Origin of the sequence: Shewanella sp. SM101 (assembly GCF_025654465.1) — a bacterium.
GTDB classification, from domain to species: domain Bacteria; phylum Pseudomonadota; class Gammaproteobacteria; order Enterobacterales; family Shewanellaceae; genus Shewanella; species Shewanella oncorhynchi.
Genome location: NZ_JAKKRH010000010.1, coordinates 66367 through 78098, shown reverse-complemented (window position 1 = coordinate 78098; position 11732 = coordinate 66367). Strand labels below are relative to the sequence as shown.

At 43.2% G+C, this 11732-nt stretch carries 12 protein-coding genes; 5 read left to right on the top strand and 7 right to left on the bottom strand.

Translation table 11 applies throughout. The annotated features are described in order from the left end of the window. Window positions 1–169: 169 nt before the first annotated feature. Window positions 170–499: a c-type cytochrome gene (locus tag L5M38_RS07505; protein ID WP_105251249.1), complete on the bottom strand. Its 330-nt coding sequence runs from the start codon at window positions 497–499 to the stop codon at window positions 170–172. Window positions 500–979: 480 nt separating this feature from the next. After that, window positions 980–1711, bottom strand: a complete 732-nt coding sequence (locus L5M38_RS07500; protein WP_263178689.1) for an SDR family oxidoreductase — start codon at window positions 1709–1711, stop codon at window positions 980–982. Window positions 1712–1903: 192 nt separating this feature from the next. Between L5M38_RS07500 and L5M38_RS07495 the strand changes: the two genes are divergently transcribed. Continuing rightward, window positions 1904–2743 (top strand): LysR family transcriptional regulator, encoded by an 840-nt coding sequence (locus L5M38_RS07495; protein WP_263178688.1) that lies wholly within the window; start codon window positions 1904–1906, stop codon window positions 2741–2743. A gap of 33 nt (window positions 2744–2776) precedes the next feature. On the opposite strand, the gene L5M38_RS07490 is transcribed toward L5M38_RS07495, so the two are convergent. The 3 genes from L5M38_RS07490 to L5M38_RS07480 form a co-directional block, all read right to left on the bottom strand. Beyond that, the gene (locus L5M38_RS07490; RefSeq protein WP_173247210.1) at window positions 2777–3553 is read right to left on the bottom strand and encodes a substrate-binding periplasmic protein; all 777 of its coding nucleotides are present in this window, start codon (window positions 3551–3553) and stop codon (window positions 2777–2779) included. A 232-nt stretch (window positions 3554–3785) separates the two neighbouring features. Then, complete coding sequence (locus tag L5M38_RS07485; protein ID WP_263178687.1) at window positions 3786–5324, bottom strand: tetratricopeptide repeat protein; 1539 nt, start codon at window positions 5322–5324, stop codon at window positions 3786–3788. A gap of 118 nt (window positions 5325–5442) precedes the next feature. Then, entirely contained in the window at window positions 5443–6279 is an 837-nt protein-coding gene (locus L5M38_RS07480; RefSeq protein WP_105251254.1) for a mechanosensitive ion channel family protein, read from the bottom strand. Between the two features lie 169 nt (window positions 6280–6448). Between L5M38_RS07480 and L5M38_RS07475 the strand changes: the two genes are divergently transcribed. Then, window positions 6449–6928, top strand: a complete 480-nt coding sequence (locus L5M38_RS07475; protein ID WP_105251255.1) for a hypothetical protein — start codon at window positions 6449–6451, stop codon at window positions 6926–6928. 377 nt (window positions 6929–7305) lie between these two features. Next, window positions 7306–8481, top strand: a complete 1176-nt coding sequence (locus L5M38_RS07470) for a type III PLP-dependent enzyme (protein ID WP_105251256.1) — start codon at window positions 7306–7308, stop codon at window positions 8479–8481. Between the two features lie 65 nt (window positions 8482–8546). On the opposite strand, the gene L5M38_RS07465 is transcribed toward L5M38_RS07470, so the two are convergent. Further along, the gene (locus L5M38_RS07465; RefSeq protein ID WP_006083288.1) at window positions 8547–8759 is read right to left on the bottom strand and encodes a YdcH family protein; all 213 of its coding nucleotides are present in this window, start codon (window positions 8757–8759) and stop codon (window positions 8547–8549) included. A 413-nt stretch (window positions 8760–9172) separates the two neighbouring features. On the opposite strand from L5M38_RS07465, the gene udp reads away from it, so the two are divergent. Next, window positions 9173–9931, top strand: coding sequence for a uridine phosphorylase (gene udp, locus L5M38_RS07460; RefSeq protein ID WP_105251257.1), 759 nt, complete (start codon window positions 9173–9175; stop codon window positions 9929–9931). A 102-nt stretch (window positions 9932–10033) separates the two neighbouring features. On the opposite strand, the gene L5M38_RS07455 is transcribed toward udp, so the two are convergent. Next, the gene (locus L5M38_RS07455) at window positions 10034–10786 is read right to left on the bottom strand and encodes an outer membrane protein OmpK (protein WP_168825703.1); all 753 of its coding nucleotides are present in this window, start codon (window positions 10784–10786) and stop codon (window positions 10034–10036) included. A gap of 474 nt (window positions 10787–11260) precedes the next feature. Here L5M38_RS07455 and L5M38_RS07450 point away from each other — a divergent pair, with 474 nt between their 5' ends. After that, complete coding sequence (locus tag L5M38_RS07450) at window positions 11261–11731, top strand: NfeD family protein (protein ID WP_113940097.1); 471 nt, start codon at window positions 11261–11263, stop codon at window positions 11729–11731. The last annotated feature ends 1 nt before the right edge of the window (window position 11732 follow it).

Sequence of the window (11732 nt, the reverse complement as noted above, 5' to 3'; positions counted from 1 at the left end):
TGTTGGCATTATTGCGCTAAGTGCATTTCGCCAAATTTACCCAATAGGAGTCCCTGAGGTGTGTTCCCCATTTTTCTCGAATTGGTTTTTTAATTTTTAATTCAATGTGTTAGTGAGCAGTTGCAGGGGAGCTCTCTACCATTGTCTTAGGCCATAACGTTTGCAGAGATCAACCGCAGGTTTGGGGTTGGTCCGAGTCGGCGGCGTGGTCATACAAAAATTGCTGTATATCCTTGAGGTCTTGCTCCGAGAGGCCATTGAATACCTCTGGTTTGAATTTGTGCTTATCTTTATCAAAGAAGCGATCCCACTGGCTCATCGTTTTGGCCATTGGCGTGAGTTCACCACCTTCACCGCCTTGGCTATGGCAGGCTTTGCATTCTTTTTTGTACAAATGTTTACCTTTCTTTGGATTACCTCCCTCTGCGGCATACGCATTAATACTCAAGCTGCCGATCACTGCCATGGCAATTGCTATCTTAGTTGACGTTTTCATCATCTCATTCCTTACTTTTGTGATCATTTACATTTATTTGTTGGTTAAGTGTTTTTATTGATTCCACTTTGTAAATTAATTTATCAAATCCTACGGTGTGTAAATTTGAGGTACATCACTTTCATTAAAAAAATCTAATTGATAAAAGTTTCATTGATAAAAATCTAATTGATGATGTTATAGAGCGGTATGATTATTTTTTTCTTATTTAAAAACAATGAACTAGTCCACGTGCTAAATTAACTCTGATAACTTTGAGTTTCGAGTTTTGCGCCTAAAGCACAAAAAATGGACTGTGATTAAGCTAACACTTTGTAAAATATGCACTCACTAAAGTAGTGATGTTGAAACTTAGCAACTGTTTGGCGGGCTTTATTGGGAAGTAAATAATGCCAGAGTTGACTCTGGCATTATTGATTTTGGGGATAGGTTTGGTTGTCTTTCGAAGCAAGATAACTTAGATAAAAGTAGACTCAGAACGGATTAAGGTTGCTGGCGCGTTGGTGCTAGAACGATTTCGCGTACGCACACATTTTGCGGTTGTTGCCATGCAAACAGCGCAGCAGCGGCGACGTTTTCAGGGGCGATAACGCCGCCCATTTCTTCTTTCCAGTCATGGTAACCCGCTTTAATGTCATCGCTGGTGGTATGGCTCAACAACTCGGTTTCTACCGCGCCTGGGGCGATAGTGATAAGGCGTACGTCATCCATGGCGACTTCTTCACGAATGTTTTCTGTTAAGGCGTGCACGGCAAATTTAGTGGCGCAGTAAGCGGCGTGGTTTGGAAAAGTTTTACGCCCTGCCACTGAGCTGACATTAATGATAGTGCCAGTTTTGCGAGCTTTCATGTCGGCTAATACCGCATGAATACCATTAAGTACGCCCATCACATTGATATTGAGCATGCGGCTCCATTCCTTGGGATCTTGCACATCGATTTGGCCCAGTAGCATGATTCCCGCGTTATTGATAAGACAGCCGACCGGGCCAAATTGCGCTTCTGCTTGGGTTATGGCTGTTTTAATAGCTGCGCCGTCGGTGACATCGACGCTGATAGAAAGGCTGTTTGGTAATTCAAGCGCTTGCATTGCTTCAACTCGGCGTGCCAGTAATAGCAGCGGATGGCCTGCAGCGCTAAAGCTTTTAGCCATAGCGGCGCCAATACCCGATGAGGCGCCTGTGATGACAACCAGTGATTTAGTAACTTGATTCATTAGTATTTCCTATTAATTGGAGCCAATGTAAGCCGTAAACAAACTGTTGTTCGGCATCTTGAACTTGTTAACCAGTATAGGCTGGGGATTTTCAGTCGAAAAATACTTATTCCAGCTGGATATGATAGGCTCAGCCTATGGCACTATTGTTGAAATTTTGTGCTGAACTCGTCGGTTGTCGGAGAAGATTAAATGGTCGATTTGCGTTTGCTGCGTTTCTTTATCGCAATTTTTGAAGAGAACAATATTACCTCGGCGGCTAACCGTTGCTTTGTGAGCCAGCCTTCACTGTCTGCTGGGTTAAAGCAACTCGAAGAAGAGCTTGGTGGTCAGTTATTTGAGCGCAGCAAAAAAGGCGTTAAACCTTTGGACAGCGCGCACTATCTATACCCTTTGGCAGTTAAATTAGTCGAGGAGGCGAGTAAGTTACCAGGCTTGTTTATGGCGAAGGCAAGTCGGCAAAAGCTACGTTTGGCTGTGATGCCAGACTTAAGCCAGCGGCGTTTGGCAGGATTTTTACAGCAGGTGAATCAAGCCATTGATAAGCTAGATCTGGAGCTGGTGGATTACCAAAGCCCCGCAGATTGTCGTTTAACTATCGACAGTTTACGCCATGAAGATGAAGTGTTTTTCCCGCTATGGGAAGAAGATTATGTGCTCTGCGTCCCCAAGGATCATACCCTCGCCCAAGTAGATAACCTACGCCCCGAGCAGCTCAATGGCTTTGACTTTATTGAGTGCCCACCCTGTGAAGCCCATCAGCAAACGATAGGTTTATTGGCGTGCAGCAATATGTCGCTTAATTTGGTCGCTAAGGCTGAGTCAAAATCTCTAGTGATGTCGCTAGTGTTAGCCGGATTTGGCGTGAGTTTTTTACCCGATGGTTTGATTGAAGATGAGCCTAGGCTCAAGCAAGTGAAATTTGATGGTCCGAGAATGTTCCGTCGTATTGGTTTGTGTTATCCCTCCCATCAGGCAGTTGCGCCAACATTGGCGACCTTGTTACGGCATTTAGCCGCTCGATCGAATTAATTCCAAGTTAGTTTTGGGTTATCAGCATTCAGATTAGTGAGTCGCTAAGGGCGATTCAGTGAGATTAAGTGGAGGCTCGACGCCGTAGGATTTAAATAGTTGAGTAATTTCACCTGAGGTACGCATGTCGTCGACTATCTGGTGAACTTGCTTGGCATATTGATGCTGCGGCGACATGAGCGGAATACTGAAATAGCGGCCATTTTTGCTGATATCTACGTATGCCATCTGCTTAAGCTGGGGATCTTTAGCAAAAAATTGCATCTCATGCTGTTCGGAGGTGATGGCTAAATCGATACGCTCAGCCTTCAACATATTGATTAACTGACCGTTATCATTAACAAAAGACACTTTTAGTTGGTTTTGATTGTCATTGAACTGCGGACAGTAAAAAGCGCCTCTAAGTGCGCCAATGATATGAGGTTTTAGTTCATCGAAATGTTTGACTTCAAGTTGTCTATTCGCAAGGGCAAAGTAATAGACGTAGCGCTTGTCGTATCCCAGTAGCATAGGGTCTAGAAAATCGTTGCGCTCTGGTGTCATCGAATGGACAGGGATTAGGTCGACTTGTCCCATTTCTGCCACTTTAATTGTGCGTGCCCAAGGCACATTACTCCAATTTATCTTGTGACCTAGGCGGGCGATGACTTCATTGATGACAGCTGCACCTGGGCCTTTGCACTCACCATTTTCGACATAAATAACAGGATGCCTATCGCGGCAGTGTGCTTGCCAGACAACGGCAGAGGTTTCTGCCCTTGCTTGGGGCAGAAATAAGCATGAAATGACAATGATCAGTATCAGCCTCATACATCTTGCCTATTAAAATGGTCAGTTTTAATTATCGGGCTGGACAGTTAATTCGACTAGGTTTTATTTTTGAGTCGTGTAGCTGCGCAGGTTTGGTCAATAATTGATTGTAGTGCTTATACATCCACTGTGCTTTTTAAGTAATTAAAAATTCACTCTATTTTGTAACCAAACGGTTTGGCCTGTTAAATCTGACCAAACCTTTTCTGGGGCTCATTCGCTGCTAGGAAACTTACCTATCCGACTCAAGATAGGGCGTTAATTGGGTTTCAATAGCCTCAATTTGAGTTTCGGCGTAGGCAAGTTCGGATTCGGTTAAACATGATTTTGCGGTGTTTTGATGGAGTCGTTGAGCGCTATTCATCCCGTATTTACCAAAATGACGTAGCAATAAACTAGACCAAATAAACATTTGTATAGGTTTATTTAATTGTTCTGCGCCGTAAATATTGACCAGTTCCCGCATAGCAATTTCATGACCTAGCTCTGCCGATTTGACGTACCAAGCTTCTGCCGCTTGTAGAGCCTCTTGAGTGGGTTTTTCATCACTTAAAAATGATTCAGCCTTATAGAAATAAAAATATTGTTGTTGCTCAGCGGGGATTGGATGCTGATGCAAGAAACTGTCACGTAGACGCTCAGCCTCTCTTATCTCTAAGGTACCTAGTTGCTGACTGAATCTGGCTAATTCTTTTAGATGATCGGCTCTATTGCTCATGGCCGCGAGCTGGTAATACATTAACGCTTTAATCGGTTGGCGACTCACGCCTAAACCTTGCTCATAAATCTTGCCTAAGCCTAGCAGTGCGTCTTCATTCCACTTAAGTGCGAATTCTTCAAAGTCAATTTTAGCCTGTTGGTAATCACTCTCATTTTGTGGCGCTTTCAGTAAAAGATGAGCAAATTCAATCTTAGCGAAGTCATTACCTCTAGCGACAGATTGGCTTAACCAATGGCGCGCCTTGTCATAGTCGACAGCCAAATCTTCACCGTAGAGGAAACGTTTACCAAGATAATACTGGCGGAAATCATCGTCTGCGGCGCGCTCGCTAAGTAATGCCTCTGCACGCGCTAAATCTTTAGGTCCACCTTGGCCAGCAGCAAGCATATGTCCTAGATCATCTTTTGCTAATTCATCACCAGCGGCGGCGGATTTCTCAAAGTATTCCCGTGCTTTGATATAGTCCGAAGTGACGCGCTCATCATGCCAGTAGAGTGTGGCTAAATGGTAATAGGCTCTTTGGTTTTCTTGTGCGGCGGCTTTTTCGAACCAGTAAATTGCTTGGCTAGCATCGGGATCGAGAAAGGGCTGGCTTAGATACAAGTAAGCAAGCTCATATTGAAACTCGGCTTGCCCCGCTTCGGCATTAGGTTTGAGCTGTTCTGCCTGTGCGATTAACTCATCGAGTGTTTGCGACTCAGAAGAGAGCAAATTAGGTAGTGTGAGCATGGGTAAATATTGAGGCTCTATTTCCGCGGCTTTTTTATACCAATCGTTAGATGCTTTGGGATCGGCGGGAACTTGTGGGAATCGACCGGAATAAAGTTCGGCCATAGCAATGGCGGCAACGGCTAAGCCTTTATCGACTGCCTGCTGAATATAATCTAGGCCAGAGTTGACTTCGCCTTGATTAATCAGTGTTAAGCCATGATTGAGTAGCGCAGTAGGATCACCTGCGGCAAGTGCTTTAGCTTGCACTTGTTTTTTTTGATATTTAGCGAAAAAAATAAACAGTACAATAAAAGCAATAATTATGAGTATCAACAACATAGTAGTCCATCACTATCGATATTTGGGAGTATAGTAAACGTAAATTTTTACAAGAATGCAAGTTTACAATTTGGGCTAGGCTGATCGACTAAGCCGATCAATCCCATGGGCATTAGCGTTATTTATCTTGCAGATGGATCTCCCTAATGGGGCAGGCAATCTCGATTCCCGCCTGCTTAAGGGTGTTATAAAGAGCGAGGTTCACCTTATATTTATGCTGAAAATAGCTTTGTGTGGGCACCCAGTAACGAACCCCCATTTCAATTCCATTAGCATTAAAACCATTGATGCCAATATTAGGTGTGGTCTCTTGATAAACATAGGGATTATTGCTCAATAACTCAGTAATCACACTAATGGCTCGTTCGGGATCTGTGTTGTAACTGAGATTGAACTGGGTTTCGACTAGCTTATTGCTGAAGGAGTTGTGCAGAATTTCGCCGACGATATGCTTATTAGGAATGCTGATTTGCTCACCTTCCTCATTGGTCAGTATGGTCATGCCTAAGTGGATACGTTTAACAACGCCGCTTTCCCCTTTAATTTCAATAGTATTGCCTACCACAAAAGGGCGGGTGACGATAATAGTCACGCCTGCGGCATAGTTCGCTAGCATACCTTGTAAGGCTAAACCTGCGCCGAGGGAGGCGGCACCAATTGCTGCAACCATAGGGGTAATACTGATGCCGATTTTGCCGAGGGCGATAATCCCGACCATGACGATGATCAGAATGCGGATAAGATTGCTGACAAAATTGCTTAGGGTGATATCGATATTGTGTTTGTCGAATTGCTTAGCGACTAAGCGTGATACTTTACTGGCTACCCATAAACCTAACAAAAAGATCAGCAAAGCACCTACGAGTTGGAAGCTGTAGGTGACTAAAAACTCGGTGATGAGTTGATAAACGCCTTGTAGTTGCTGCAATTCTTGATCGAGTCCAGGTGTTATCATTATGATATCCTTGTAATAAAATTAACTGTGCGATTATAGCGTAGAAATTCCACCAAATACTTTTCGCCCTTCATGTGTGAAGCGTATCATGTAATCGTGGTTGGTTTAATGAGTCGATAGGGGGAGTCAGGTATGCTGTTCGCCTATCCAATAATGGAGTCGAGTGTTTATGAAAACGCTGTTGTTATGTTTGTCTTGTCTGTTAACCCCAATCTGGGCGTATGCTGCGAGTTATGTTGCCGGAGATGCGATTAATCCCATTTCACTTCTCGACCAAAATGATAAAACCATTAATGTGACTGATGAGACTCAAGTGCTGCTCTTTAGTCGCAGCATGAAAGGCGGTGATGTGATTAAGGATGCACTTACGCCCTTGAGCGCGACTCAAATGCCAACGGGTTTAGTTTATGTTGCCGATATCAGTGGTATGCCTTCTTTGATCGCTAAATTTGTGGCTGTGCCACAGATGCAAGATTTACCTTTTGCGATTGGGTTAGATAGGGATGGTGAGATCAGTCGTTTATTACCTGATAACAAAGATATGGCCACTATGATATTACTCAAGCAGCGTAACATTCTGGACATTGCCTATTTTGATTCCAGTGAAGCCTTGAACCAAGCCCTCGCAAAACTCAATCAGCCGCAGTAACAACTCGATTTAACGGACGTATTTTAAGGCATCCATTCGTCTTCTTTTCGCTGTGTGATTGTTACTTCAAGATAACTGTTTTTAGATGGATATTTTGGCTCCAGCCAGTCTATCCATCTCCCTTCCGATAACGTCGTAAAAAATTCACTTTTTATTCTGATAATGAACACAAATTTACCTTAGGGTTTGTGTGCATAATTATTTGTTTTATAGCGCCTTTTTCTGATGGTTCAGTTCCTTAAAGAATTGGGGAATAAAAAGTTATTAATTCAGCATAAAAATTCGTTGCGTAAAGCGAAAAAATATCGTTTACTGCGCACGTTTTTAATACATCACACTTACTGTTATCTATCTGACCCAAAGGAGACTCTGACCCAATGAGCCAATTTCAATCTATTGATGTTGCTGACTATTATGATATGGACACATTCAAGCGTATTGAAGCGTTTGCCAAAGACAAAGCAACCCCGTTCGTAGTGATCGATACCAGTATCATAGCGAAACAATACGATGACATGGTTAATAGTTTTCCTTACGCCAACGTTTATTATGCAGTTAAGGCAAACCCCGCGGCCGAGATCTTATCTTTACTAAAAGATAAAGGGTCAAACTTTGATATTGCCTCGATTTATGAGCTAGATATGGTCATGAATGTCGGTGTGACAACCGATCGAGTCAGCTATGGTAATACCATTAAAAAGCGTCAAGATGTGCGTGCATTTTATGAGCGTGGCGTGCGTATGTATGCATCTGACTCAGAAGCTGATTTGCGAATGATCGCTGAAGAAGCACCGGGTTCACGTATTTATGTGCGCATTCTGACCGAAGGTACAGATACCGCTGATTGGCCGTTATCCCGTAAATTCGGCTGCCAAAACGAAATGGCCTATGAGCTATTAGTATTGGCACAGGAATTAGGCTTAGAGCCTTTTGGTATTTCTTTCCATGTGGGTTCTCAGCAACGTGACATAGGTGCTTGGGATTCCGCTATTGGTAAAGTGAAAAGTATTTTTGATCGTTTGCGTGATGAGCACAATATCACCTTGAAGATGATCAACATGGGTGGCGGTTTCCCTGCTAACTATATTGATAAAACCAATCAATTGGGTGTGTATGCCGAGCAAATCACTCACTTCTTGAAGGAAGATTTTGGTGATGATTTACCACAAATTATTTTGGAACCAGGTCGTTCGTTGATCTCTAACGCGGGGATTTTAGTGTCTGAAGTGGTACTGATCAGCAAAAAATCTTACACAGCGTTAGAGCGTTGGGTGTTTACCGATGTGGGTAAATTCTCTGGCTTGATTGAAACGATGGACGAGGCGATTAAGTTCCCGATTTATACTGAGCGTCAAGGCGAGCTGGATAAATGCGTGATTGCCGGCCCAACCTGTGACAGTGCAGATATCATGTATGAGCACTATAGCTATGGCTTACCAAATGACTTAGCCATTGGCGATCGTATGTATTGGTTAACCGCAGGGGCTTATACGACGACGTATTCAGCAGTATGCTTTAACGGTTTCCCACCGCTGAAGGATTACTATCTGTAAGCGATTGTGATGACATTAATAAGGGCGCTTAGGCGCCCTTATTTGTCTTTAGAGTAATAGTAGGATTACTCGTGGGATTTGAGGATCTGATAAATTTCCTCTTTTAAGTGTAACTTTCTGCTTTTGAGTTCTTTCACAGTGGGATTGAAATCACTGGCGACACGTTTTTCCAGTTGTTTGATTTCCTCGTCTAACTGATTATGCTCATTAAACTTACGTTGAAAATGAGCATCTTGGGTTTTCAGGGTGGAAATTAATTCTCTGTACTCTGGAAACATCGGCATTCTCCTTGTCGTCATTTACTACACTTCAGGTTACGCCTTAACCCTAACCTTATACCAAGTCGTTAAACGTGACTTAGATCACCTTTAGCGGTCACTTAGATTAATACTAATGGATGATTTATTTTAATCTATTTTAAATCAGTGCCTTAGGTATTTGTTGCCACAGACTCTGGCATGAGTTCAGGATCTAGTTCACACTTTGTTTGGTATAAATCAGACTGACATTCGAAATATGGGCAAATTTGCTATCTTGTGAGCAGATGCTGGTGTAGTTGGTAATTTCATTACGACTAAACAATTACTTCTTGCCGATAATTCTGTGATCAAGTTAACCTTCACCGCTTCGATACTAGGTTAAAGTCGATTTTATAAGAATTTAATTATCAAAAATGAAAGGGGTTTTCACAATGGCTGATGTATTTCATTTAGGTTTGACCAAAGCGATGCTCGATGGTGCAACCTTAGCAATCGTTCCTGGTGATCCAGAGCGTGTAAAACGTATTGCCGAACTAATGGACAATGCGACGTTTCTTGCTAGCCACCGCGAGTATACAAGCTATTTAGCGTATGCCGATGGCAAGCCAGTAGTAGTTTGTTCAACCGGTATCGGTGGTCCATCTACTTCTATTGCAGTAGAAGAACTTGCACAATTAGGTGTGAATACCTTCCTGCGTGTAGGGACTACAGGCGCAATCCAACCTCATGTTAATGTGGGTGATGTGATTGTGACTCAAGCTTCAGTACGTTTAGATGGCGCGAGCTTACATTTTGCACCTATGGAATATCCAGCGGTTGCAAACTTTGAATGTACCACTGCTATGGTTGCAGCGTGTCGCGATGCTGGTGTTGAGCCACACATTGGCGTAACAGCTTCTTCTGATACTTTCTACCCAGGCCAAGAGCGTTATGACACTGTCACAGGCCGTGTAACGCGTCGTTTCGCGGGTTCAATGAAAGAATGGCAAGATATGGGCGTACTGAACTATGAGATGGAGTCTTCCACTTTGTTCACTATGTGTGCTACTCAAGGTTGGCGTGCAGCCTGCGTTGCTGGTGTGATTGTAAACCGCACCCAACAAGAAATTCCTAATGAAGCCACAATGAAGAAAACTGAAGTGAGTGCGGTTTCTATCGTGGTTGCAGCAGCGAAAAAATTGTTAGCTTAATTTTTAGTAAGCTAAGCAACACTCCCCTGCAAAGTGAGTGCTCAGAATAGAAAAGGTGCCAATGGCACCTTTTTTGTTGCTTTAAAACTATGCCGATGCCGATTAGAAATGGTATTGAGCAATCACAGAGTAGGTGTCTTGATCGACGCCTTTCACACCGTATTTATTGGTCCACAGATCGTATTCGATACCCACCAATAATTTATTGGCTTGATGATCCCCGAACAGACTCTTACCGAGATCGTATTTTAGCTGTGGGTTGAAATGGAAGTTTTCCTCGTAGCCGTTATCGTCGCTGGCAAATACCCAGTCGATAAAGCCATCGAGTACTATGTTGGCAGATCCAACAGGGATATCGATACGAAATACAGGAGTGAACTGCCAGCCGTCACTATTGTTACCAGTGCTCATACCATCGCGGCGATAGGTATTAAAGTTAAGATAAGTAAAGTATGGTACTGCTACGTCGACCCCTAGACCGTAAAGTAGGCTATGGACTGGGCCTTCACCTTCTTCATAGGTTAACGCCAGAGACAAGTCTGTTATTGGGCCAAAGGCTATTTTTTCGCCAAGAATTTTACTGGCACTAAAACGTGGCGAAATTTCACCATAGGTAGTGCTTTCCATGCCCGTGTCGTTACCTTTGAAATAGATAAAATCTTGGAAGGCAAACCAATCACCGTATTTCCAGCCGCCAGCCGTTTCCAAGGTGATAGTGGCTTGTTTGTCCGATGGCGCTAAATCGTAGTCTTCGCCATAGAGGGCTGTTGCACTGAAATCCCACCACTGTACTAAGTCACCCGCAAATGCTTGAGGAGAAAGCATTAGTGCTAGGCATAGGCATGTTTTTTTCATTGTTATTTCCTGTTGTATAGGTCGAAGTTAATTCGTGTCTTACTCAATCCGCTCTCTGACCTATGGCATGGTTTGATGGGTAAGTTCAAACCTAGCGCGAGTGTACGTCAAAGGACTTGCTCAAAAGTGGGGGCAATATATGCAAAAATTTACATTTATTCAAAGTTTTTATCGAATGTTGTTGTCAAAATCACATAATCATTAGTGAGGAGTTTTATTTTTAGATAATTGATTTTTAATGTTTTTATTGTCATTGCGCCGCTTGTGGATTGGGGGCTTGCTATCTTTTTGAATTGATTATGCTTAATTTTAAAACAACCTGACGGCTTTCGTGGGCGGATATGGGAGAATGAGGATTAAGTCATAGGTGATTGAGTGTGCGTTTTGACAGGGTAAATTTTGACATATTATGTCGATTATCCGAAACTCTGCTGTTATAGTGCAGTAAAGGACACTCTCATTTCAGGGGGAAATATGGAGTTTTCAAATCCGATTTTAGTGTGGGCAGTGATTGGTTTAGTGTTAATGCTCGCCGAAATAGTGGTTCCAGGTGGCATAATAGTGTTGCTGGGTGCGGCTTGTTTAGTCGTGGCAGGTGCGTTAGGCATAGGACTGGTCGAAGGTGTCGTGCAGAGCATGACTCTGTGGTTTATCTCTGCCATTGTGCTGTTATTGGCTTTCAGACAAGTCACTCAGAGGCTCGTTGGTGGTGATTCCCATGTGGATAACACGGATGAAGCAATCGAACTATACAATCAAATTGTTCGCGTAAAGCAGACCATAGGTCCCGGGCAAACACCTGGGCGGGTGGAGTTTCAAGGTAGTGAATGGCCAGCGCTTGGCGATGGCAGCATTATTGAGGCGGGTACCGAAGTCAGAATTATTTGTCGTGAAAATATCGCTCTAGTCGTTGAGCCTATTTCAATAGAAGCTTCCAAAAACTAAA

Coding starts and splice junctions, on each gene's coding strand:
- L5M38_RS07485 (WP_263178687.1), bottom strand. CDS start 5,324: ATGTTGTTGATACTCATAATTATTGCTTTTATTGTACTGTTTATTTTT.
- L5M38_RS07455 (WP_168825703.1), bottom strand. CDS start 10,786: ATGAAAAAAACATGCCTATGCCTAGCACTAATGCTTTCTCCTCAAGCA.
- L5M38_RS07475 (WP_105251255.1), top strand. CDS start 6,449: ATGAAAACGCTGTTGTTATGTTTGTCTTGTCTGTTAACCCCAATCTGG.
- L5M38_RS07480 (WP_105251254.1), bottom strand. CDS start 6,279: ATGATAACACCTGGACTCGATCAAGAATTGCAGCAACTACAAGGCGTT.
- L5M38_RS07450 (WP_113940097.1), top strand. CDS start 11,261: ATGGAGTTTTCAAATCCGATTTTAGTGTGGGCAGTGATTGGTTTAGTG.
- L5M38_RS07470 (WP_105251256.1), top strand. CDS start 7,306: ATGAGCCAATTTCAATCTATTGATGTTGCTGACTATTATGATATGGAC.
- L5M38_RS07465 (WP_006083288.1), bottom strand. CDS start 8,759: ATGTTTCCAGAGTACAGAGAATTAATTTCCACCCTGAAAACCCAAGAT.
- L5M38_RS07490 (WP_173247210.1), bottom strand. CDS start 3,553: ATGAGGCTGATACTGATCATTGTCATTTCATGCTTATTTCTGCCCCAA.
- L5M38_RS07500 (WP_263178689.1), bottom strand. CDS start 1,711: ATGAATCAAGTTACTAAATCACTGGTTGTCATCACAGGCGCCTCATCG.
- L5M38_RS07495 (WP_263178688.1), top strand. CDS start 1,904: ATGGTCGATTTGCGTTTGCTGCGTTTCTTTATCGCAATTTTTGAAGAG.
- udp (WP_105251257.1), top strand. CDS start 9,173: ATGGCTGATGTATTTCATTTAGGTTTGACCAAAGCGATGCTCGATGGT.
- L5M38_RS07505 (WP_105251249.1), bottom strand. CDS start 499: ATGATGAAAACGTCAACTAAGATAGCAATTGCCATGGCAGTGATCGGC.